This is a genomic window from Paenibacillus maysiensis (assembly GCF_000520815.1).
In the GTDB taxonomy this organism is placed as follows: Bacteria; Bacillota; Bacilli; order Paenibacillales; family Paenibacillaceae; genus Paenibacillus; species Paenibacillus maysiensis.
Genome location: NZ_ASRY01000296.1, coordinates 1 through 22,477, shown reverse-complemented (window position 1 = coordinate 22,477; position 22,477 = coordinate 1). Strand labels below are relative to the sequence as shown.

The following is a 22,477-nucleotide window of genomic DNA, read 5'->3' as shown; positions in this document are numbered from 1 at the left end:
CTGGTGACCGTGCAATTCTGACTGTAACGATGGACACTGGGCTTGATAAAGAATTCGATCTGAGTAAAAAAGAATTGAATGCCTTCATCGCTTGGTATGACGCAAAGGATGCTGGTAGAGGTGCTTCATTCTTTGCCATTGATAAACACAATAATAACAAAGGTCCATTCAGCAACCGTAAAGATTACGTAATATTCAATAAAATCCTTACATTTGAAGTAAGCGAGTATTCAACTAAATAAACAACAAAGGGCTCCTTACTGGTTACATAGCGGAGGAGTCCTTTTTCACATCTACTCTAAATTCAAACTGCTTACGGAAGAAACAAGATCTGTTATATCTTAATGGATTCCGGCGTTATCTTCTCTACTACTCCTTCGCAGTCTACAATCTCCTTCCTTTATATTCACTAAGAATTCCTTGTGCTGCATCCTCTACAACTGCCAAATTGTATCTATTCGCCAACTCTAAAATTTTATCCATATCACAAGATACTCCAGCATAATGCACTGGGACAATTGCTTTTGTTTTATTTGTGATCGCATCTTCTATAAGATCTTCATTAATATTCATAGTATCAGGTCGAATATCCACGAATACAATCTTAGCTCCTCTTAAAACAAAGGCATTAGCAGTGGATACAAATGTATAAGATGGCATGATAATTTCATCACCCTGTTGAATATCCAAGAGAATAGCAGCCATTTCCAGAGCATGTGTGCAAAAAGTAGTTATTAGCGTTTTTTTACATCAAAAGTTCTTTCAAACCAGTTTGCACATAGACGCGTAAATTCTCCATCCCCAGAAAGATTTCCACTAGAAAATGACTTTTTTGATGTATATTACTACTATTGCTGGAACATTGAAATTTATCATTATCATTTCTCATTTCAGCAAATTATGTGGTGAAGCCCATGCAGCTTAATAAAAGTGTGGTGATTTAGTCATAGTCTCTATAATCTCTCTCATAACCTTTTCACTGTCAAAAATTTCATCCACCCTATTTATTGCTACAGATCTTTCGCGTTCCCTAAATACAGGATTTTCCCAATTTTTTATAAATGTCTTCACATCATCAAAACTGTTAATATGATAGTACCCTCCTACCGTGTGAGCAACATCTCCGAAGGCATATGTAAAAACGGGTAGCCCTTGTCGTAAAGCAATAGCAGCAGAAGTACCGCCTCCAGATCGAACTGTGTTTAAATACGCGTCACACACTTCATAAACAGCAGCTAAGTCCCTTTGAACTCCGACATGAACAGATTGTTTTTCAAGAGTGACATAGTGAGTCGTTATCTTTTTATAATTTTCAAGTTCACCTATAAACATAATGCGTGTATGATCATTACATTTCAGCAAGTCGTCCAGCTCTGTTAAAAAGGAAACGTCTAGCTCCGTATCAAGGCGATTACCCACTATGGCCAATACAAAATTTTCCTCATCTAACCCCCAATCCTCTCTATGCATTTTAGTCTGTGGAGGCGTATATTTATAAGTAAACACACTTTCAATAACTGATTCCCGAGACCTATCTAATTCTTCTAGCGTGTTCAAATCTGCTGTATTTATTTTTCTGGGAAAATTGGAAATGTGCTCTCTGAGATGGGGAGATCATAAGCTAATGGCAGAGTGATAACAGGCACAAAATTAGAAAATAGGTCGGCGCTTACATTTGAGCCTGAGATAGATAAAACAAAGAGCGGCTTTAAATGCCGTATTGTTTGGATTAACTCCGTTATTTGGCCACCATCTGGCATTGCTTTTTGACATTGAAAGAATGGAATACTTAAATTTTCATACATTAGCTTATCAGTTTGATTGTACCCCTCAACATAGTCGGATAGAACAGCTCCAAAATAAGGCGTGGCTATAGATCGTGGCATGTCTGCGGTATTGATAAGAAAAATATTTTTTTTGAGAATATATAAAGCTTTGCAATGATCTAGCGCTACTTGTGTTGGACTATGTAACATAGAAAGTATCTGTCCAGCAACAACAACCACAAATCTTTATTGCGTTCTTTATAAGGGATCCAATTCTTTTCGTTTACAATTTGATTATTAAAATACTCAAAATATTTTCGATATATCCTTCTCAGTCTGTTTGTGTTTTACTCCGTTTTCAATTTAGGAGTAAGAAAAAGAAGGCTCGTAATTTGCCAGTAAATAAAATGAAGCGCCTCTATTAATACTTCTTTTTCTATAGATTCAAAAATATCATCCAAAAACTTCTGATCCTTTGTACATGTGAGTAAAAATGACGGTAAATATAGTCCCCAATTATTATAATCTGATATCATTTGTTCGATTTCGGTTACTATCTCTTGACGACTATTTGAATTTATACTATCAAAGTTTCCATTTAATTTGGTTAGTTCGTGATCTAGTAATTTGTATACTTCCACATTTGATAATTTATCATTCGATTTTTTCTATTTCAAGCGTTTCTTTGAAACTACTCATTAGGAACCTCTTTTCATTTTATCATTAGAGTTTACTTAGGGGAGCAAGATTAGGATTGAAAAGCGACGGTAACAGCCTCCCCCTTGGGTATATTTGGTATTAGTTCAACGTATATTTATTGAAAAAATCCCTTCATTTGGTCAATTACAAAGCTCTGATCATCCACCGACATATTTGTTCCGGAGGGCAAACAAACTCCTTCTTCAAATAATTTTTTGCTAATATCCATACCGCTTTCATGAGTAAAATATACGGCGTCCTTAAAGAGTGGCTGTAAATGAAGCGGCTTCCAGACTGGACGGGATTCAATGTTATCTTTTCCTAGATATCCTATTAAATCACTAACACTACTGCCTAAGATTTCAGGATCTATTGTCATCGTTGTCAACCATCGAGTAGACTTGCCAAAGCTCTTTTCCGGCATAAATTGTATTCCATCAATTCCTGATAGTTCATAGCTGTACTTTTCAAAGACTTTTCGTTTCTGTTGAATGCGCTCGTCCAACACACGAAGTTGTCCTCTTCCTATACCAGCCAAGACATTGCTAAGACGATAATTAAAGCCTATATCCTCATGCTGATAATGGATCGCCTTTTCCCTCGCCTGAGTTGCGTAATGTCGCGCTCTACTTAGAGCTTCTACATCATCTGAAACCAGCATACCTCCGCCGGAAGTGGTAATAATCTTATTACCGTTAAAAGAAAGAATACCGAATTTCCCAAACGTTCCACTCATTTGCTTGCCATAAGATGCTCCGAGTGATTCTGCAGCATCTTCTACAATCGGCACCTCGTAATGATCACATATTTTTTTTAACCGATCGTAGTCTGCACTCTGCCCGTACAAATTGACTATGACTACAGCTTTAGGCTTCCTTCCCTTATCCGCATAAGTCTTTAATGCTCGCTCTAGCGCCTCGGGAGACATATTCCAACTGTCAGGTTCCGAATCAATAAAGACAGGAATCGCACCTTGATACAAGATCGGATTAGCACTGGCAACAAAGGTAAGAGAAGAACAAAAAACAACATCATCCTTTTCGACCCCAAGCAGTATCAAAGACAAATGGATCGCCGCCGTTCCAGAACTTAGGGCAACTGCGCCTCCACATCCTAAGTAATTTGCCACCTCTGATTCAAAAGCGTCTACATTTTTACCTAGTGGAGCAATCCAATTCGTTTCAAAGGCCTCTGCGATATATTGCTGTTCAAGCCCGCCCATATGCGGTGAAGATAAATAAATTCTATCTCGATTAGACATTTTGTTTCATCCCTTATCCTTATAGGTTTTTTATTACTTTGGCCGGACAACCCACAGCTGTAACTTTTTCTGGCAAATCGCGGATGACACAAGAAGCAGCACCAACGATGGTATCACACCCTACGCGAACACCAGGTATAAGACTTGCACCTATTCCGATATGAGCACAGTACCCGATCTGAACTCCACCTGCCATATGTACACCTGGGGAAATATGCACGAAGTCTTCTATTCGGCAATCATGGTCTATAGTAGCCGCCGTATTAACAATGACATGCTCTCCAACAAACGTGTCAGCGTTAATTACTGAATTAGGCATGATTACCGAACCATCGCCAATGAATACGCTAGGTGCGACTACAGCGCTTGGGTGAACAGCAGTACCAAATTTGACTGAAGCAACTTTTAATTGACTTACAATCTTCCTTCTGGTTGTATTATCTCCGATTGCCACAACGAACAGCGCCTCTGGATACAGAGATAATAGTTGAGCAATCTGATTACGGCCCCCCAAGATCGGCAATCCGTTCCATGCTTCTTCTTTACAATGGTCATCCATAATGCCAATGATTTCTTCACCACAAGATCGTAAAATATCCACGATGACCTTGGCATGTCCTCCTGCTCCAAAAACAATATAGCTCAAGGCCGATCCTCCTTAATAGGTAATTGTCTTTTGAATAAGCTGCTCTGACTTGGATGTTCGGTTCAATATATCTACGATGCGAGAGCTTGTGTTATCTCTACTGTAAATATTGTCGGCTGCTTTAACAATTTGTTGGAAAGGCTCAGACATTGCGTACTCCATTGCAGAAGTCAATTCGAGCTCGTCAGCTACAATATCTATTGTGTTCACAGAACGCTCTCTGCCTGTCTGACGAGTTCCAATATTAATGACTGGAACATGAAAGGAGGCAGCCTCAATAATCCCCGATGAAGAATTTCCAATTAATATTTTTGCATTCTTCAACATCGTCAGATAATCAAGTTGCTCAAAACTAGTTACAAGGTGCATCCCTTTTCTTGCAGCAAAACGATTATATACATCAACGATCGCATCAGCTCCAGCATCCGAATTGGGCATCACACAAATCACCTCATTCTCCCCAGCCAAGAGAACTTCCATCATCTTACCAAGGATGTGCATATCCGCCTCTTCCGTGGTGACAGGATGATAAGCAAACAGCACATAATCGTTAGCTATATTCAGATCGTATTTACGCTTCGTCCTCTCTAGCTCAGGCAGGGATGTATTCATCATCGTTTCAATTCTCGGAGCACCGACTACATGAATTCTCCAAGGTTCTTCGCCAAGCCTAATTAGGCGCTCTCTGCTTCCATTTGTAGCCACAAAGTGAATGTGAGCCAACTTACTGATTGCATGCCGAACAGACTCATCAATCGTGCCGGACACTTCTCCACCATGCAAATGAACAAGTGGAATGTTCATGTGAGAGGACACAATCGCAGCTGCAAGCATTTCTCCCCGATCTCCTAATACAACAACGAAATCTGGTTTCAAAGCTTCTACGGCTTGAGTCATGCCCATGATTGCTATTCCAATAGAGCGAGACATATTAGCATGAGTAGATCCTTGCAGCAGACAGTCTACCTTAGCAGATACACGAAATCCGTCCTTTAGGATAGCGTCCAATGTATACCCATGCTGTGGAGATAAATGCATTCCTGTAACCAACAGGTGGAGCTCCAGAGCATGTTCCTCCTCAAGAGCCCGCAAAACCGGGTAATATATTCCATAATCAGCCCGCGTTCCGGTAATCACCAATACTTTCTTCATTGCACATCATCCCATGACAACAAATAGTCTTCATGTACATCCTTTAAAAGCTGCTTACCAACCAAGTCATCAAAATATTTAGGCTCTATTCCAGTACCTGGACGCTTGATAACTAGATCTTCTTGAGTTAATAACTGGCCTGCCTTTTTCGATGTTGCCATCACAATACTTTTTCTTGCAACCGCTCTGGTGCTTTCCTCGGAAGGCATACACCTTTTAACACCATCCCCTAGAGCCTGCTCCACATTTCGAATCGCAAGAACCATCTTTGAAAAGTCAGCAGGCTCCAGTGAAGCCTTATGGTCAGGACCTGGAAGATTTCGATCCAATGTAAAATGCTTTTCAATAATTCTCGCTCCCAGTGCTGAAGCCGCTACAGCGATCTCAATCCCCGCCGTATGATCGGAATATCCTGTGACCTTCTCAAAAGCTGTAGAAATGGTCTTCATGGCAAACAGATTCACATCTTCCAGAGGTGCCGGATAATCGGAGGTACAGTGCAGTAATAGCACCTCACTATTTTCAAATGCTTGTAATGATTCTCCAATTTCATTCAGATTGGACATTCCGGTAGATAGAATAATCGGACGCCCATAGCTATCGAGCTTCTGAAGAAAGGGGATATTGTTCATATCTCCCGATCCAACCTTGAATGCATCGATATCAATTGAATTCAGAAACTCGGCGCTTTCTTCATCAAAAGGTGTAGAGAGAAAATCTATTCCTTTTTCCTCACAATACTTTTTCAAAAGAACAAAATCATCAAAGCTTAATTCCAGCTGTTTTAACATGTCCAGTTGACTTTCAGCTGAGTTCGTATTCTCTGTCTGATAATTAGCCTTCTGGGCGTACTTGGTTACTAGTTTTTCACTTTTAAAGGTCTGGAACTTCACCGCATCGGCGCCACATAAAATCGCTTGATCAATACACTCGAATGCAAGATCTAATGATCCGTTATGATTTACTCCTACCTCTGCGATAATATAGATGGGGTGGCTACCATTATTTGATAAGAGGTTTTGCATGTTATATTCCTCCCTCCTACTGCAAGGATTCCTTGTGATTGGATTCTCTCCAAAAAAGCTCTGCCATTTTTAAATCAAACTCGTCATCTATGTCAACAGATCGTTCTTTAGGCATAATGTAGCCACAATTATTAGGCCCAACCAGAGTGTCACTATTCAGCAACAGATCTCTTTTTACGATATATATTGCTCCGTTTAGAACATGTAGCTCTTTTAGATCTTGCCTCCTCAAATGCTCCCTTTCACCTTTCAGGTAGGACGTAAGCCGTCCGTTATCTATTTCCCTTAGTAGATAGGGTTGTACCCCGGACAAGGTGACACTTTGAAGTGAATCAGCCTGATGATCTAAAAATATTTTATACGCCTCTTTGATGTCCGTGGCATTTCGCAGTGGAGATGTGGGCTGCAGCAGCATAATAACATCAAAAAATTGATTTTGCGTCTGCTCATAAAATTCAACTGCATGCTTCAATACATCAATGCTTTTGGCCTCATCGGTAGCCAGTTCAGCAGGCCTTATAAACGGAACAGCCGCTCCAGCTTGGCCTGACACACGAGCAATCTCTTTACTATCCGTTGTAACTACTAATTCGTCTACACAACCACTGTTTAGCGCGGCTTCAATGCTATATTGAATGAGCGGTTTATCATGTAATAATCTTATGTTTTTACCAGGCAAACCTTTTGATCCACCCCGCGCAGGAATAATCGCCAAACATTTGTGATTGCTCATCATACAATACCTTTTGTGAAGCCCAATCCATTCTGTTCGATAAGCTCCCGAATGGCTGTCTGGAAGATCTGTGGTGCAGTCTTCGAAGAATACTCTTGAGGAATCGCCCTTTGAAAACCTTCATATTCCTGCTCTACTGTATGAAATGACGAAGGAATAATATACATTTGTCCATTCTCCAGCGCTCTTTCAGATTCCTCAAACGACATTAGTTCTTCATACAGCTTTTCTCCCGGCCGTATTCCAGACTCGATGACTTCACCCGAATAGATATTGCCAGTTGACTGTTCAAATGAATCGATCAAACATTGGGCCAAATCCGTGATTTTAAGAATCGGCATCTTGAGTACGAATACTTCTCCGCCTTGCGAATGATGCGCTGCATCTATTACCAGCTGAGCTGCTTGTGGAATAGACATCATAAACCGAGTCATCTCTGCATGTGTGACCGTCACCGGTATCCCTTTAGCAATCTGATCACGGAATAATGGAATAACGGAGCCCCTGGACCCCATAACATTTCCAAAGCGGACACAAGAGAAGATGGTACGTTTGCTCCCTTTATACAAGTTGGCGGCAGAAATCAAACGTTCTGATAGCAGCTTCGTAGCCCCCATCGTATTCGTTGGGTTTACCACTTTATCTGTACTGATGGCTACTACTTTTTCTACATTATGCTCAATAGCCGTTTCTATCAAATTTTGTACGCCAATAACATTCGTTTTCACTGCTTCCATAGGGTTATACTCGCATGCAGGCACATGTTTGAGAGCAGCAGCATGAAAAATGTAATCTACATCCTCCATGGCATAACTGAGCCTCTGCTTGTCCCTGATATCGCCAATCAGATAACGGACATTCGTATATTCTTTTAATTCCTGCTGCAGATCAAACTGCTTACTCTCATCCCTGCTAAAAATTCGCAGAGCTTTAGGATTATAGGATAAAATATTACGTACAATTTCGCTTCCAATCGAGCCTGTACCGCCCGTAACCAGTACAATCTTGTTGTTGAACATAATAAACCTCCGGAATGTGAGACGATTAGTTTATATATTTTTATGGACCACTGCATCGCTATCTGTCTTTTTATCTAAACGGCGAATCGATTCCGAAAACATTTCTTCGAGTATTGGAATTTGTGTTGTAATATCCTTTAAAATCTTACCAACGTGCTCATAAATTAAATCAGACTTACGAGTCAACTGATGTTCTGTCACAATCACAGGAAGCACCTGATCAAAACGAGCAACTTCGATAGGCATAATGGACTCAAATATAGGTGAGAACCATTCCCTGTTGGCAATCAATCCCCACATCTGCTCTATAGACTCCACCATATTTTGAGCCTTTGCTGGTTTAGTCCGGCTAAACTCGCGTAGCTTATTCATAAGCTTGTGAATTGCTGCAATCTCAGAGCGTACATTAGAGAGGTCCTCACCTGTCGCTATCAGCTTATCTCTGACATCCTGCACCTTATTCATATCAACAGCAATATTTTTTTCATTTATCAAATCGGCAATGGCATTAGGAGTAACAGATTCTGATGCCAACGATTCATAGAGCTCTTCCATAGGCTTGAATGGAGCACCCTCAATCACTGCACCATTGCGACTTGAATTGACGAATTCGATTCTCGGAAGTGCAATAATTAAATTTTCGAGCCCATTCTTCATCAAAGAGAAACTCTCGTTTGTAGTGTTGTATGTCCCCTTTACATTCAGTACCTTCTTAGGCGCTTCCTGCACTGTCTTATCCGTAGTTTCGGCTGAAAAGTGCTCTATCCCATCTGCGTAAAACTTGTTATCAGGAAATGATAAATCCTGTCCTGCTAGTATGATCCGTTTAGCCCCTAAACAGGCTGCTACTTGAATTGCCGTTCCTGCAACTGTTTCTGTGGGCGATATAAAGAGTTCATCCTTACTGATTCCAAAGAAATACTGGGATATAGCATCACTTTTCATAATACTATGGATTTTCACTGCACAGTTCTGGTCAGAGATTTCATAATAAGAGGAAGAGGTAAACAATAAAGGCTGCTCTCTCGTTTCAGAGGAAGCAAAGATCTTCTTATTGACTGGATGACCATCCATAATGACAGCAAGGTGAGGCTGTATTCCATGCTTTATTAATGCCTGAATGCTGGAGCCTGCTGAAATAATCAGTACATGAGGACGTATTTTTCTCAGCCATTCGATATCTTCTTGTAAAGATGGACCTGATGATACTACAACTGCTGTTGCACCCTCAAAAGTATAAAAAAGTTGCTCAATGGAAGGAGTGTATAGTCCATCAGATAAGTGATATAGAAAATTTCGCGTCCATTCTTCACGAAAACGATTCTCTGTATGTTTATCTACCAAAAAGCTATAACGATATTCCTGAAATTGTTCCTTTACTTCACGCAACAAATTCATATCATCTGATAAATACTTACGTAATGCGATAAACCCCAAATCTTCTATTATATAACTACTTAACATGTGAAACATCGTATTGAGCTGAGACTCACCGACCGATAACCAGTACAAATTGGGATGTTCCAACAAAAGACTAAGATCGTAATCCGTCACGGCCTTCCGAAAAAGCCACTCATCCGGCTCGTAAATAAACAACCAGTGATTCGGGTACAATTCAAGGAGATCAGCAATGCTGAGGCCCCGTTCAAATCCATATACAAAAATGATTTTCCCGTTACCAATAGCCCCTTCAACAGCATTAAGCCAAGCTGTGTCTCTTTCAAGGGATTCATTAAACAAAGATGTAGATAATTCATTATCCGATATTTCTTTTATTTTCATTGCAACATGAGGAAACCTCTGCTCTAGAATTGTATGGTTTATCTGTAGTTGAGACAAGGTAATACCACCGTTTCGCATTAATATTTGTTAATTAGTATATCGGATTTACTCTTAATGGAATGAAGCTTTTCGCAAAAATACCCCATTCGATTTAGAATGGGGTAGACGAGACTAACGTTCCATCAAGTATCTTTTATTTTCGATGATCAATAAACAAACTGTCTACGGAATAAGCTTGCTGGTAGGCATGCTGCTGTACACGAATGGCTCCACGTTTCTCCATCCAGTGGCCTGCTTCATCCTTAAGTGCTTGCATACGCTGCAAAATTACAGAATCGTGGCTTAGTATGTTACGGATTTTCTGCTTATCATGTTCCGTTAATGATAGTTGATAGGGCTGCATCTGTTCTACAATGCGCTGTCTTTGATCTGCAAACTGTTCAAATTCTTCCTCATTTAAATTCAGAAGATTAACCAACACTGCTTCTGTCTTATGTTGCAGTTCTTCAAGGAGTACTTGCATATTAGGATCTGCCATCACACACTACCAACTACACCAGGCATTTTCGCGGCTTCCAGCCAAGCCTCCCGTAGGTCAGTCAAATGTTCCAGCACCTCTTGTGCCGGAGCGGATATTTTGTGTACATTCGCCTCGATTAGCTCATGCAGCATATATTCATACACTCGCAATAAGTCATGGGATATTGGATACTCAAAATTCAACGCAGATATCAACTCGTGTACAATAGCTTGCGCTTTACACAAATTATTATTCGCTTTCTCGTTATCCTTATTCTCTATCCCCTCAATCCCCGCACGAACGAAACGAATAGCCCCATCGTACAGCATAATCAGCAATTTAGGCTTGGATGCAGTTTGCGCTTGAGTCTGCCGGTATTTCTGATAGGGTGTATTGATCAATTGTAAAACCTCCTTTATGACGACATGCCTGTAAGACTCGAAGATGTAGTATTATATTTGCTTATTGCCGTCTCCATCGCAGTGAATTTTTTGTAATAGTTAGTCTCAATCATCGTTAGACGACTTGTCATATTACTGATTCGGCGGTCCAGACTCGACAATTGCTCTCCCATTGTGCTCGTAGTAAGAAATGAAGCTGTTAGATCCTTACTTACTTTTGAAGTACCAGCTGTATCGGCCATTCTTTGAAGTGAAGTATTCGAAATCTTTTTAAGTTTAGCAAGAATACCATCTTGTTGTGTATAATTATTTGTTAATAGAGTACTTGGGTCCTGTTTCCCAAAAAAATTCGAGATAACATCTGGATCTTTTTCAACCGCTGCACGTAATTTGTCTGCATCCAGTATAAGCTTACCTTTGGTATCATACGTACCCGTAGTGATTCCAAGCTCAGACATCATCAAGGGCTTATTCTTCCCATTTGCATCAACTCTGCCAATATCTACACCTTGAATCATGGCATTACGCATTTCAGATAATGTATCCTGCAGGATAGGATCGTTTCTAAGCATGCCACTCTTGGCCTTGGTTGTCCAGAGCTTGGCTTCATCATCGCTCATAGCGGCTTTTTGTTCCGTCGTAAGCGGAGCGTATTTTTTATATCTCTCCTCACTAACCTTGCCATTGAGTGTAGCGAGAACATCATTATAAGCATCGACAAAACTTTGAATATTTTCCACAATCTTATCGGTATCTTTGGTAGCTTCGATCCTTGTCGCAGCACCACCGGCTGTCTTCAGTGTAATATCAATGCCATTAATTGTAAAATTATTTGATGACTTTTTGACTTCAAGTCCATTTACCTTTAGCACAGCATCGGTTCCATTCATTGAAGACAGTTTAAACTCACTACTAATTTGAGCATCGATATTGAATGCTTGGGAACCGGTGGTTTTACTTGTTAACGACAAACCAGATTTGGCATCATACAGGGCAGTTACTCCTGTCTTGCTGTTATCATTAATTTTTTTGACAAACGATTCAATGGTTTCGTTTGCATCCACATCAATAGTGGTCCCACCAACCTGAACCGTACGAGCTGCCCCATCGGCAAAGGCAAGCTCAGTGCTTGCCTTTTCAGACCATGAACTGTCTGAGACGGATCTTGCGGCAGTAGCGAGATTTGTTACCGAGATATCCAATACTCCACTGGCAGACGATGAAGCCGATGCAGTCAACGCGTCACTATTTCCCGTTACTGTCACTTTCTGCGGATTCATTGAAGCAGTGCGGCTTAATGTCGTCAGTTTATCTTGGAGAAATGAAACAATTTTAGTACTGGACTCACGATAGTTTTCTCGTTTCCATTCCATTAGCTGCTTTTGTTGATTCAGCTTATCGAGCGGTACACGCTCAGCAGTCATCAGCTTTTTGACCACTGCATCAATATCCATGCCTGAGGCAAGACCACTTATTCTGGTTACCATAATTGTATGTCCCCCTATATTTTTTTATCAATTATAATTCCTGCAATTTCCATCATTCTAGCGGCTATATCCAAAATTTTCTCAGGAGGTACCTCACGAATCAGATCGCCGGTTTCCTTGTTCATCACTTTTATCATGATTGCATGAGTCTTTTCATGCACAGATATTTCAAACGTCTTCTGCGGGCCTTGAATAGCATCAATTGCTTTCTGCAGTTCCTTAACTGCTTCCTCATGTGTCGGCTGTTTCTGCGCGGTACCACCTCTATTGGTTGTTTGTACAGCACCTTCTACAGCGGAAGAATTTGTTTCGGCATCTGAAGGGGCTTCACGTTTTATTCCTGCTGATGGCTGAATCGGCAACAGATTCCCAGTGCTAGGGGGTATCATCGAGTCCATAGAATAACCTCCATTAGTTAGTTTTTAGACACAATAAAACCGTTCTGTATTTGAAATGCTAATACATTATATATCGGTAAATGAGTGCAATTATTTACGAAAAAACTAAAATAAAAACAAAAAAAAGATCCTGCGAGAAGCAGGATCTTTTTTTGTAACTTGCTGTCGTTTAAAATTAACGAAGCAACGACAGTACGCCTTGTGGCGCGGAGTTCGCCTGTGACAGCATGGATTGGGAAGCTTGCAGCAAGATGTTGTTTTTGGACAGAGCAACCATTTCTTTTGCCATATCAGTATCACGAATACGGGATTCGGAAGCTGTCAGGTTTTCAACAGTTGTGCCCAAGTTGTTGGAAGTGTATTCCAGACGGTTTTGCATAGCACCCAGGTTCGCACGTTGCTTAGCAACCGCTTCAATTGCAGCTGTTGTCTGAGACAAATTAACTCCAGAAGTAAGACCTCTGAAACGAGCAGAACTAATACCTTTAATAGTAATTACGAACTGATTATCATCAGCTTGGATTTTAACACCTGCTCCGCCGGAAATTGCGATACCGTTGAATTTAGTGTTAGACAGGATTGCGTCAATTTGACTACCCAATTGACCGAGCTCTGCTTTGATGTTGGATTTATCGCCAGCACTGTAAGTATCATTGGCTTGTTGAACGCTCAGTTCTTTCATACGAGTCAGCATGGAGGATACTTCGTTCATTGCACCTTCAGCTGTTTGTGCGAAAGAGATACCATCTTGAACGTTACGTTGTGCTTGTTCCAGACCACGGATTTGACCGCGCATTTTTTCGGAAATGGAGAGACCAGCAGCATCGTCAGCTGCACGGTTGATACGCAGACCTGAAGACAATTTTTCCATGTTTTTGCTTGCTGCTGTGTTGTTCAATTGCATGTTACGGTGTGTATTTACTGCAGGTAAGTTGTGATTGATAATCATTTTAAATTTCCTCCCTGAAATGGTTTGATTCCCACGTCCTTGTGGTATAAGCGTCTTCACAGGTCGGCCGCCCTGAAGAATTACCGCTCTAAACTATATATCGACCCTTAAGCTAGAATTGTTTATAGCATTCCAGCTTTTTTTGAAATATTTTCTTAGAAGTTTACGATTCGGTTATATAGATGATTATATCAATTACTGTTCCAGATAAATAAGCATAAAATCTAGTCAAACAAAGGCCGACACTTTACTTGTGTCGGCCTTTCTGAATGAATATACACTACTATTATTGTTAAATCAGCACTTTCTCTTATCCATGTCCAACATCGCATTTTGAATAGCATTTGTATCCATAACAGCAATCTGATTATTTTGCTGAATAGCATCAAAGACTTCTTTTCGGTAAATATCGATATCCTTAGGGGCAGAAATACCGATTTTCACAGTATCTCCTTCAACAGAAAGAACTGTAATGACGATATCATTCTGAATTACAATGGACTCGCCCTTTTTACGCGTTAATACCAGCATCAGGACTCACCACCTTTGCTGGACTCTGTTCCACTCCATAATAGATGCTTAATTTTATAGTCAGTATTCTGCAAAACAATTTGCTTCCCCGTATGCTGTTCAATGTTAAAAATTAAAGGTGCAAGCAAATTAACCGTCGTTTTGGACTGATCGCTATTCCATGTACAGATACATCGTACTGCTATCTGTTCTTTACTCGTAATTCCGATATCCTCCAGGGCATCATCAGATAGCTCAAATTCATAATCTTCAAAGAAATCAAATGGATTTACGGTAATAAAAATAGTAGCAGGTTGCTCTACTGCGCTAAAAAGACTAAATAATTCATTATGTTCCTGTAGTTGGAATTCCCGAAGTTGTTCAAATCCCGGTATGCCTTTCGGAAACACATAGAGACTAGTATTTGTATCTTGGTTCTCTTCATCTAATTTCTGTTTTGGGGTCATAAGTAACTCCTCCTATAAATAGTAACAAAAAAGCTACGGACCACTCGTCCATAGCTTTAAGTAACAATGTCAAAGATAAAAATCAACTCATAAAGTCCATCAGAGATGGCTGCATGATCTTGGCAGATGATTTTAAAGCCGCCTCATAGATCGTCTGGGCAGATGTAGCTTGAATCATCAGACTAGCAACATCTGCATCCTCTGTTTTGGCTTGAAGTGTCGTCAAATTCAAATTACGATCATCCAAACGGGCTTGTACCAATTCAACCCGATTCGTGCGTGCACCTACTTCAGACAAGCTTGTCTGCATTTTGGTAAAACGGGATTCAATACCTGAAAGTTGACTTGATATTGCTGTACTATTTCCACTGGTTAATGCGGTAGATAAAGCATCCATGACCTTAAAAACATTATCGGCTTCTGTCGATTTTCCGAAAAAATCGCTGCCTGACGTATTTACCCGAAATGCATCTTGATCCCCAATCGCATAACTGACAGCGCCTTGATCCGGATCAATCTGGGCATAACTCGTGACCGTAGCTGATAGCTGATACGGTGCCTGATCATAATTTTGCCCATTGAAAACATACTTCCCACGAAGCTGGCTGTTACCAATATTCATCATTTGCTCTTTTAGTTGGTCAACTTCCAGCTTAATCGAATCCAGGGCGGATTGAGGAAGTGTTTCACTTGATGCCTGAACTGTCAGCTCTTTGAGGCGTTTCATGACATCGCTGCCCTGTTGCATGGTGGTATCAGTAAAGTTCAACCAACTGACAGCAGCATCTGAATTGGTCTTGTATTGCTCATTAGAAGCCAGCTCAGCTCTGTAACGTAGTGCATAGGTTACTCCTACCGGGTCGTCTGAAGGTTTATTCAGCTTACGACCGGTCGAAATCTGGTTTTCCAATTTACTTGTATTATTGTTATTCCGATTCAGGTTACTGAGCAGTTGCATATTGGTCATCCCTGGGGTTACTCGAATTGGCATAACTTACTCCACCTTCTCATTATACTAGAGACCTACGCGGCCTGTACCATTAATCAGCTTGTCCAACAGTTGGTCAAATGTAGTCATGAACCGGGAGGCTGCACTATAGGCATGCTGAAATTTAATCATATTGGACATCTCTTCATCCAATGACACCCCACTGACCGACTGACGATTCATGTCCACTTGCTCGGTCAATAGCTGTGCATTTTTCGATTGGCGCTCTGCCTCCTGAGTTTGAACACCTAATTGTCCTACAATTGAGCTGAAAAAGTCATCTACCGTGGTAGACTGAGCTTGAGTGGTATTAAAGCCAAACTTCACATTTTTCAGGTTCGCCATAGCCAACGCCAAAGCATTGTTACCTACGGTTACCTTCTCATTCGCCGTACCTGTTCCATCTACCCGCAAAGAGCTGGAAATTTTATTGGGATCATCTTGAATATCCTTATTCAGCGTAATATTACCCGCTGTAATGGCAGCCCCATCTTTGGAGGTGAAGAACGCCCCACCTTTTTCCGGTGTCGTGCCACTAAGCGTGTACCCTAGCTGATGAAGGCCATTAATCCCTTGTACGGTTACTTTCAAATCGGCCGTCAAGGTTCTGTTGTTATTTGCATTCGAGTAAGTGACTGCTGTATTGTTGGTACCCGAATTCAGTACCGTTCCCTCGGGTAGAACTGTACCTGCGGGTAAGGTAATTTCAATGTTGCCATTCGCCAGCGTATTAGCCAACTGGTCCATCTGACTCTTGTAATCCGCTACATATTTATCCCGGGATAGAATCATACCGTATACTTCGCCGCCGGTTAAAGCCCCCCCCTGATATGCAGCCTCAAGACCAGCCGCCGTAATAGCAGTTACCTCTGTACCCGCAACAGCTACTTGTCCGGCCACCGTTACCTGATAGCCGTTATCCAACTGAGTTACCTGCACATTCGCAAGTTTGGACAACTGATCAATCGCATAATCCCGCTGATCCCGCAAGTCATTCGGGTTATCCCCGATTTGCTCCAATTTATAAATATTACCGTTCAAATCCGCTACAGACTGCAATAATGAGTTTATCTCAGTTGTTTTTAGTGTAACGTTACTAGTCAAATCAGAACTGAGTGCATCCAGCTGTTTACTGGCCTGATTCATAGCATCTGTCAGAGCAAGCGTAGTCTCTTTTACAATTTTGCGATTCGTGACATCCTGAGGATCTTGGCTCAGATCGGACCATGCATCCCAAAAGTTATCCATGACCTTGCGGATCCCCGTATCCGAGGGCTCATTCATAATGGTCTCAAGCTTGTTCAGCGTATCATAACGGATATCCCAGCCACCTTGAGAAGAACTTTCGTTACGGTACTGATCATCCAGAAATGTCTGACGAACACGCTCAATAGCGGTGAATTCAACCCCTGTACCCATCTGACCTCTTACAACAGAACGGTTCAATCCATACGCCTCCATAGATTCAGAGGCTTTCATACTTACCACTTGTCTGGAATAACCGGCTGTGTTGGCATTGGAAATATTGTGTCCGGTTGTGTTTAGTGCTGCCGTTTGCGTATTTAAGCTTCTTCTCGCTGTTTCTATACCATGAAATGTTGAGGTCATGTTTTCCTCCTTCTATTAGGCGCGTGTATCAAATAGGCCCGCCGTCACAGTTGATATACTTTTATCAGCCGGGCGCTGGTAAGTCGCTTCCGATTCCGCATAATATGACATACTCTCAATGGAGAAATCGATATAGGAAATCGCCTGCTGTATAAGCTGTTGATTCAACTCATTTAGTTTCTTCAATTCTTGAAGGGTATCCGCCAATTTTTTTTGAATTTGAAGGAGCCGCTGCTTGTCTTCTAGATCAAAAACGAGACGGGACAATTCCGTAATATTGAGGTTCAACCTGGACTTAATGCCACGTTCCTGCAAAAATGCATATGCAGCCTGCATACGTTGTTCATCCAACTGCTCAATGTGTCTGGAAAGCTTCGATTCCTGATTCATGACAGCTATAAGCTGTTCCACCCGATTGGAGATCAGCGCATCTTTTTTCTGCTCTCCCAATGAAATTAGTTGCTGATGTGACACTCTGAGTTCCTCCAGCACATCAATCAAACGCTCTAAAGGCATATTCCTTCACCTAGCTTTCGGAAGACTGCTTGAAGTAGGGTAACAGCTTCTCTGCAATTTTATCGGCATCCACGCGGTAGGTTCCAGAAGCTACTTGCTGCTTAAGCTCCTGAATCTTTTTAACGCGGTCTGCATCACTGCTGCGGTTCAGCATTTCCATTGCTTCCGGGGAAATCGAGACCTCGTCCTTGCGACGGAATTTCTTTTGTTCCTCTTGGCGTCCTGCTTCAATATTTCGTTGATATGGATTAATAGCTCCGATGCGGTTGGTCTCGTTAATTTTCATAACTTCCACCTTCCTTAGTTATTTGATATAGTCAGAATGTATCAGACGACATAGCGTCGAACATGGTTCGTATTATGCCTTACTTCTTTATTTTGTGCATGGATGCTAGAAATAAAAAAACCGATAAGCTCTATAAAGATTATCGGCGGTATTTGAAACTTTTTGAATAGCTGAATACGTTTTTAATTCCCCTGTACTACTTTCCACGAAGTTTATCAATCGCGCTGTAGGTACCTGAGCCCATATTATTACTTTGATCCTGATTACTACTTTCGCGTACGGCCTGATGCAGGTCTTTGGTCAGGCGTGTTCGACAAGAATCGCACATATGCCCATCACGAATCGGTATCCCACACACCTCGCAAGGATAGGTCATATTGGGCGCATTAGCAATGGAAATACGTCCCTCACGTATAAATGTCGTGATTTGTTTAACGGATACACCAGTAGCTTCTGAAAGCTCATGCATATGAATACCCTTATTTTCACGTATATGTTTGACGCAGCGTTCGTATTCAATCTCAATTTCTTTAATACAGTTCTGACAGATACCCCTGACATTCTTAATAAACAGCTTTCCACAGCGAGGACAGTTATCCAAGTTCATCCTCTGCAGCGCCCCTTTCCTGTTTCCGGTCTCGTATTAGTGTATCCTTACATTACCTTATACCTAAGAGCCTCGTCTAGCGAATATTAAAAAAAAGATTTATAGATTTTACACAATTGCACATTTTGTACGATATCATAATAAAGGTACAAAATGCTTAGCGTACTCTGTATTAGGAAGTGCAACAAGAAAACCAAGCATTAAAATTCTTTTTTAGATTAAAATAAAATAAGCGCCATTCCGGTTATTTCGGGAATAGCGCCTCACTATAATTAAAATAGCTGTATATGATTATAAATGGAGTAAATATACGAATCAAGATGAGGGAAAAACCGGGCGAAACAATCCTCAGAAGAATTCATGTTCACCTGTGCCCCGAATGCCACCAAGTAACTGCTACAAATCCGGGGGAACGGCGCCCATACGAATGCTCCGCACATGGAGTGTGGGTATTCATTATATCAATACGACTAACATCATCCCAGCTTAAAATCTATCTTAAGATAGGATAGACGCACCATTGGAAATTTGCAGCCCAAAAAAACAAGCTATTTCACAAATAATTATTCAAAAAAGCATTGTTTTAATAGAGGCCTTCCCGTATACTGTAGTCAAACACTTGGTTTAATAAAAACATTTTATTGTGAATTTATAACGAATTATTTATTAGTGCTTGCTTGCGGAACTTGCAGTTCCTGGCCTACTTTAATCAGGTTGTTGATTTTAAGCAGTTCTTCAACAGTAACACCGTATTTTTTAGCAATGGAAGTCAGCGTATCGCCATCTTGAACACTTACTGTGATTGTATTTACAGTAGCTGGTGTTCCAGTTGTATTAGTTGGCGCTGTAGTTGTTTGATTGTTGTTCTCAGTAGCTGGTTGAGCCGGTGTTGTAGTCGTAGCATTTTCAGTTCCAAAGAGTCTAGCTTCCAGTGCTTTCTGTGCTGCTTCTTGTTGTTCAATAATCAGTTGTAGTTCTGCCTGATCCTTGTTGTTATCCGAGTTAGACTTTGCGGATACTTGACCTGTAGCCAGTGGACTCAACAGCGATACTGCACCTAAACTAACTGCCAACATACTAGATACTACTACTTTTTTCATTACGTTTTTCATGATTTTTTCTCTCCTCTTTTTAGGTTAAATTTTAATTAACTGCTTTACTACTGAGCGAGACACTCCCAATGTCCGCTCTGTTGTCGTTAGCTAATCATTTATTACCAAACCATGTTAGCTATCAACAGATAGAAATTGTACTCCTCTTTTCCAAAAAAATCAACCTCTAAATTAAAATGTTCTGTTTTCATCCCTCACTTCCTTACTTTTTGTTTGTGTCTATATTTTTATTATATACCTCTTTCTATCTCGTTGTCAAATCTTGCTTATCGTGCGGTTTAAAAGGCTTTTCTGCTCTAGCATTCGAGTTTTCCTTGGAACGTTATGAACTTTTTTTCCTAGTTTCAAACCAAAACTCTCGTAAAGGGACATAAAATTTGGGCTTATGACCTTGCCAAAGTCAGGCAAAAAATGGTCATATGTATTCCCTCCTCGGATGCCTTTTCCCCTAAAACACGCGCACACGCTTGTAAAGTGCTCCCTGTCGTATAAATATCGTCCACCAGCCAGACAGTCACACATTTCTGATTTTCCATTTTAGTTTGAGACTCAGCATTTAGAATAAAAGGCTTAATTAACTCCGTCATACCCGGCACAGCAGAGAACGCATTGTACATCGTGTCTGTGCGTTCTTTTTTTGTTTTGAAGCTTTGTTTGCCAGTATCTTGTGGACGAGCAAGTAAAGGTAAAAAGGGTAGTTTATTCCGCCTGGCAAGCTCCTCTGCCAAAATTTGAGCCTGATTGAAGCCTCGCTCTGTCAATCGTGTCTCGCTTACCGGAACACATGTCACCAAATTCACGTTCTGCAGAGACTGGTTGAAACGAAAATATTCCCGACCAGCAAACTCATGCCTCATAGCCTGATAAGCCCGATGCATCATCTCGCCGAGCGGAGGACCGTACTTTTCATTTCCGCGATACTTAAACTGCCCAATCCATTCTCTCATAATAGGCGTATAGCTAGTCGCACTCCGATTACACACATAGTAGCGTGCTGCCCGGTCAGGCCTTACACAATCAGGACAAAAGGTCGGGCGTCCACAATGAACACATCGAATGTTGTGGATCCAAGGAATTTGTGCCGAACAAGAAGTACAAATCCCGGGGAACTTGGAAAAACCCCCAGTGTGAATTCCACAAGCGATACATGTCTCTGACTGACGCTGAAGTAGCCAATTCAAAAAAAGTTGGGTTCTGCGCACCATTATCATACAGAATGCACCTTTCTTGGTAATTTACGTGTCAATATTGTATCAGGTTTCATATTTCCAAAAAATTTTTTTTATTTTGTGCATTTAATGCTTTACCTCCTGTAGATAGCCCTTTTTTCGCGCTAGTGTATTCATGCGCTTAATTTGTCTAATCGCCCTCTTTTGGCCGCGAGTCCATTGGGGAGATGTGAAAACGACGCTTCCACATGGATCATCCTTCGACCTTCCTGCTCGACCAGCCATTTGTACCAGAGAGGCTTCATCAAAAAGGCTGCTATCCGCATCCAGTACATACACATCGCTGTGTGGAACGGTCACACCGCGCTCCAGAATAGTGGTTGTGACCAGTACACGTATTTCAGTTGCTCGAAAGGAACGTACCTTAGCGCTTCGTTCTTCATCCTGGGATGAAGTGCCCGCAATTGGGATATCAGGCAAGCGTCTGATCAACAATTCTACTAGAGATTGAATATGTGAGATTCGTGTCACAAACAGGAAGACCTGAGCGCCGCGATGTATGGATGCGAACAAGTGTTGAATCAGGGATGCAGGAAGTCGTCCCTTTTGCAGCCAATGCTTCACCGGAGCAGTCTCCAGACGGAATGGGACAGGCAGTGGATGGCGATGAAAACGAACGGGAACCTTGGCATGCGGCAACAGGCCGCGTGCAGCCTCTTTTTGCAACAGTAGCGGTGGAGTAGCAGACAAATAAATAAATTTCCCCTCCTGCTTACATACAGCCTGTGCGGCAAAGGCGAGCATTGGATCATTGTGATAAGGAAACGCATCAATTTCGTCAATGACAACCAGATCAAAGGCCTGACGATAACGCAGAAGCTGATGAGTCGTTGCGAGTGTCAGCTGCCCCCTTTGCCAGCGATCATCGCTGCCTCCATAGAGCGTCACCATGCTTACATGAGGAAAGGCGATTGCCAAACGGGGCGCCAACTCCAGTACCACATCCCGGCGCGGTGTCGCTACAAGCGCCGTTCCTCCATGCTCCAGCACATGTTGCAGGAGTGGAAACATCATTTCCGTCTTGCCTGCGCCAGTCACGGCCCAAAGCAAAAACCGCTCAGCCACGCCTTCGCCAGTTGTTGGCGAAGGATGCCCGCTGTCGCGGGCAAGGACACTGCCCTGCGACGCAGCAGCAGGGCTTGTCCCCCGGCGTGTAGCCATGCCACGCCGCAGCAGCTCGCCCGCCCGGAGCCAGAGGCTTACCGGGCGAGAGCGCCCCCGCACCCCACTGGGCGGTGCGGCCAAAAAGCGCAGCGCCGCTTCGGCGGCGGCGCGTTGCTATATTCGTAATATGGGCCTCGTCCATAATCGTCCAC

At 41.8% G+C, this 22,477-nt stretch carries 24 protein-coding genes and 2 pseudogenes; 1 reads left to right on the top strand and 25 read right to left on the bottom strand.

The window, feature by feature from the left end; genetic code table 11:
- Positions 1-242, top strand: a pseudogene (locus tag L696_RS28930) (SPRY domain-containing protein); the annotation flags it as partial.
- Between the two features lie 142 nt (positions 243-384).
- On the opposite strand, the gene L696_RS32165 reads toward L696_RS28930, so the two are convergent.
- The 25 genes and pseudogenes from L696_RS32165 to L696_RS0123075 form a co-directional block, all read right to left on the bottom strand.
- A complete protein-coding gene (locus L696_RS32165) occupies positions 385-690 on the bottom strand; it encodes an aminotransferase class I/II-fold pyridoxal phosphate-dependent enzyme (protein WP_025685779.1) in 306 nt (101 codons plus the stop codon).
- A gap of 231 nt (positions 691-921) precedes the next feature.
- A complete protein-coding gene (locus tag L696_RS32160; protein ID WP_245233431.1) occupies positions 922-1,557 on the bottom strand; it encodes a glycosyltransferase in 636 nt (211 codons plus the stop codon).
- An 11-nt stretch (positions 1,558-1,568) separates the two neighbouring features.
- Positions 1,569-2,006, bottom strand: coding sequence for a hypothetical protein (locus L696_RS32155; RefSeq protein ID WP_245233430.1), 438 nt, complete (start codon positions 2,004-2,006; stop codon positions 1,569-1,571).
- Between the two features lie 574 nt (positions 2,007-2,580).
- On the bottom strand, positions 2,581-3,726 hold the full coding sequence (locus tag L696_RS0123185; RefSeq protein WP_025685778.1) for a DegT/DnrJ/EryC1/StrS family aminotransferase: 1,146 nt from the start codon (positions 3,724-3,726) through the stop codon (positions 2,581-2,583).
- Positions 3,727-3,745: 19 nt separating this feature from the next.
- Positions 3,746-4,372, bottom strand: coding sequence for an acetyltransferase (locus L696_RS0123180; protein WP_025685777.1), 627 nt, complete (start codon positions 4,370-4,372; stop codon positions 3,746-3,748).
- A gap of 12 nt (positions 4,373-4,384) precedes the next feature.
- Positions 4,385-5,524, bottom strand: coding sequence for a UDP-N-acetylglucosamine 2-epimerase (gene neuC / locus L696_RS0123175; RefSeq protein ID WP_025685776.1), 1,140 nt, complete (start codon positions 5,522-5,524; stop codon positions 4,385-4,387).
- Positions 5,521-6,549 carry an N-acetylneuraminate synthase gene (neuB, locus tag L696_RS0123170; RefSeq protein WP_025685775.1) on the bottom strand — a complete coding sequence of 343 codons (1,029 nt, stop codon included), beginning with the start codon at positions 6,547-6,549 and terminating at the stop codon, positions 5,521-5,523. The genes neuC and neuB overlap by 4 nt, the downstream gene beginning before the upstream one ends.
- Before the next feature lie 16 nt (positions 6,550-6,565).
- A complete protein-coding gene (locus L696_RS0123165) occupies positions 6,566-7,285 on the bottom strand; it encodes an acylneuraminate cytidylyltransferase family protein (RefSeq protein ID WP_025685774.1) in 720 nt (239 codons plus the stop codon).
- Entirely contained in the window at positions 7,282-8,301 is a 1,020-nt protein-coding gene (locus L696_RS0123160; RefSeq protein WP_025685773.1) for a UDP-N-acetylglucosamine 4,6-dehydratase family protein, read from the bottom strand. Before L696_RS0123160 ends, L696_RS0123165 begins: the two co-directional genes overlap by 4 nt.
- 30 nt (positions 8,302-8,331) lie before the next feature.
- Positions 8,332-10,140, bottom strand: coding sequence for a motility associated factor glycosyltransferase family protein (locus L696_RS0123155; RefSeq protein WP_245233429.1), 1,809 nt, complete (start codon positions 10,138-10,140; stop codon positions 8,332-8,334).
- Between the two features lie 136 nt (positions 10,141-10,276).
- On the bottom strand, positions 10,277-10,621 hold the full coding sequence (locus L696_RS0123150) for a hypothetical protein (protein ID WP_025685771.1): 345 nt from the start codon (positions 10,619-10,621) through the stop codon (positions 10,277-10,279).
- Positions 10,621-11,004: a flagellar export chaperone FliS gene (gene fliS, locus L696_RS0123145; RefSeq protein ID WP_025685770.1), complete on the bottom strand. Its 384-nt coding sequence runs from the start codon at positions 11,002-11,004 to the stop codon at positions 10,621-10,623. Before fliS ends, L696_RS0123150 begins: the two co-directional genes overlap by 1 nt.
- Before the next feature lie 14 nt (positions 11,005-11,018).
- Positions 11,019-12,491, bottom strand: a complete 1,473-nt coding sequence (gene fliD / locus L696_RS0123140; RefSeq protein ID WP_025685769.1) for a flagellar filament capping protein FliD — start codon at positions 12,489-12,491, stop codon at positions 11,019-11,021.
- Between the two features lie 14 nt (positions 12,492-12,505).
- The gene (locus L696_RS0123135; RefSeq protein ID WP_025685768.1) at positions 12,506-12,889 is read right to left on the bottom strand and encodes a flagellar protein FlaG; all 384 of its coding nucleotides are present in this window, start codon (positions 12,887-12,889) and stop codon (positions 12,506-12,508) included.
- Between the two features lie 175 nt (positions 12,890-13,064).
- Positions 13,065-13,838: a flagellin N-terminal helical domain-containing protein gene (locus tag L696_RS0123130; protein ID WP_025685767.1), complete on the bottom strand. Its 774-nt coding sequence runs from the start codon at positions 13,836-13,838 to the stop codon at positions 13,065-13,067.
- Between the two features lie 297 nt (positions 13,839-14,135).
- Positions 14,136-14,369, bottom strand: coding sequence for a carbon storage regulator CsrA (gene csrA, locus L696_RS0123125; protein WP_025685766.1), 234 nt, complete (start codon positions 14,367-14,369; stop codon positions 14,136-14,138).
- Positions 14,369-14,815 carry a flagellar assembly protein FliW gene (locus L696_RS0123120; RefSeq protein WP_025685765.1) on the bottom strand — a complete coding sequence of 149 codons (447 nt, stop codon included), beginning with the start codon at positions 14,813-14,815 and terminating at the stop codon, positions 14,369-14,371. The genes csrA and L696_RS0123120 overlap by 1 nt, the downstream gene beginning before the upstream one ends.
- Positions 14,816-14,897: 82 nt before the next feature.
- The gene (flgL, locus tag L696_RS0123115; protein WP_025685764.1) at positions 14,898-15,806 is read right to left on the bottom strand and encodes a flagellar hook-associated protein FlgL; all 909 of its coding nucleotides are present in this window, start codon (positions 15,804-15,806) and stop codon (positions 14,898-14,900) included.
- A 24-nt stretch (positions 15,807-15,830) separates the two neighbouring features.
- A complete protein-coding gene (flgK, locus tag L696_RS0123110; protein WP_025685763.1) occupies positions 15,831-17,411 on the bottom strand; it encodes a flagellar hook-associated protein FlgK in 1,581 nt (526 codons plus the stop codon).
- Positions 17,412-17,426: 15 nt separating this feature from the next.
- A complete protein-coding gene (locus L696_RS0123105) occupies positions 17,427-17,927 on the bottom strand; it encodes a flagellar protein FlgN (RefSeq protein WP_025685762.1) in 501 nt (166 codons plus the stop codon).
- A gap of 10 nt (positions 17,928-17,937) precedes the next feature.
- Positions 17,938-18,213 carry a flagellar biosynthesis anti-sigma factor FlgM gene (flgM, locus tag L696_RS0123100; protein WP_025685761.1) on the bottom strand — a complete coding sequence of 92 codons (276 nt, stop codon included), beginning with the start codon at positions 18,211-18,213 and terminating at the stop codon, positions 17,938-17,940.
- Positions 18,214-18,409: 196 nt separating this feature from the next.
- Entirely contained in the window at positions 18,410-18,820 is a 411-nt protein-coding gene (locus L696_RS0123095) for a TIGR03826 family flagellar region protein (protein WP_025685760.1), read from the bottom strand.
- A gap of 659 nt (positions 18,821-19,479) precedes the next feature.
- On the bottom strand, positions 19,480-19,932 hold the full coding sequence (locus L696_RS0123090) for a LysM peptidoglycan-binding domain-containing protein (protein WP_025685759.1): 453 nt from the start codon (positions 19,930-19,932) through the stop codon (positions 19,480-19,482).
- A 383-nt stretch (positions 19,933-20,315) separates the two neighbouring features.
- On the bottom strand, positions 20,316-20,879 hold the full coding sequence (locus L696_RS0123080; protein WP_245233428.1) for a ComF family protein: 564 nt from the start codon (positions 20,877-20,879) through the stop codon (positions 20,316-20,318).
- A gap of 348 nt (positions 20,880-21,227) precedes the next feature.
- Positions 21,228-22,379 (bottom strand): annotated as a pseudogene (locus tag L696_RS0123075) (helicase-related protein); the annotation flags it as partial.
- Between the last annotated feature and the right edge of the window lie 98 nt (positions 22,380-22,477).

Excerpts from the sequence above, each read along its gene's own strand:
- L696_RS0123185 (WP_025685778.1), bottom strand. The coding sequence starts at position 3,726 with ATGTCTAATCGAGATAGAATTTATTTATCTTCACCGCATATGGGCGGG.
- neuC (WP_025685776.1), bottom strand. The coding sequence starts at position 5,524 with ATGAAGAAAGTATTGGTGATTACCGGAACGCGGGCTGATTATGGAATA.
- neuB (WP_025685775.1), bottom strand. The coding sequence starts at position 6,549 with ATGCAAAACCTCTTATCAAATAATGGTAGCCACCCCATCTATATTATC.
- L696_RS0123165 (WP_025685774.1), bottom strand. The coding sequence starts at position 7,285 with ATGATGAGCAATCACAAATGTTTGGCGATTATTCCTGCGCGGGGTGGA.
- L696_RS0123160 (WP_025685773.1), bottom strand. The coding sequence starts at position 8,301 with ATGTTCAACAACAAGATTGTACTGGTTACGGGCGGTACAGGCTCGATT.
- L696_RS0123150 (WP_025685771.1), bottom strand. The coding sequence starts at position 10,621 with ATGGCAGATCCTAATATGCAAGTACTCCTTGAAGAACTGCAACATAAG.
- fliD (WP_025685769.1), bottom strand. The coding sequence starts at position 12,491 with ATGGTAACCAGAATAAGTGGTCTTGCCTCAGGCATGGATATTGATGCA.
- L696_RS0123135 (WP_025685768.1), bottom strand. The coding sequence starts at position 12,889 with ATGGACTCGATGATACCCCCTAGCACTGGGAATCTGTTGCCGATTCAG.
- L696_RS0123130 (WP_025685767.1), bottom strand. The coding sequence starts at position 13,838 with ATGATTATCAATCACAACTTACCTGCAGTAAATACACACCGTAACATG.
- csrA (WP_025685766.1), bottom strand. The coding sequence starts at position 14,369 with ATGCTGGTATTAACGCGTAAAAAGGGCGAGTCCATTGTAATTCAGAAT.
- L696_RS0123120 (WP_025685765.1), bottom strand. The coding sequence starts at position 14,815 with ATGACCCCAAAACAGAAATTAGATGAAGAGAACCAAGATACAAATACT.
- flgL (WP_025685764.1), bottom strand. The coding sequence starts at position 15,806 with ATGCCAATTCGAGTAACCCCAGGGATGACCAATATGCAACTGCTCAGT.
- flgK (WP_025685763.1), bottom strand. The coding sequence starts at position 17,411 with ATGACCTCAACATTTCATGGTATAGAAACAGCGAGAAGAAGCTTAAAT.
- L696_RS0123105 (WP_025685762.1), bottom strand. The coding sequence starts at position 17,927 with ATGCCTTTAGAGCGTTTGATTGATGTGCTGGAGGAACTCAGAGTGTCA.
- flgM (WP_025685761.1), bottom strand. The coding sequence starts at position 18,213 with ATGAAAATTAACGAGACCAACCGCATCGGAGCTATTAATCCATATCAA.
- L696_RS0123095 (WP_025685760.1), bottom strand. The coding sequence starts at position 18,820 with ATGAACTTGGATAACTGTCCTCGCTGTGGAAAGCTGTTTATTAAGAAT.
- L696_RS0123090 (WP_025685759.1), bottom strand. The coding sequence starts at position 19,932 with ATGAAAAACGTAATGAAAAAAGTAGTAGTATCTAGTATGTTGGCAGTT.
- L696_RS0123080 (WP_245233428.1), bottom strand. The coding sequence starts at position 20,879 with ATGAGAGAATGGATTGGGCAGTTTAAGTATCGCGGAAATGAAAAGTAC.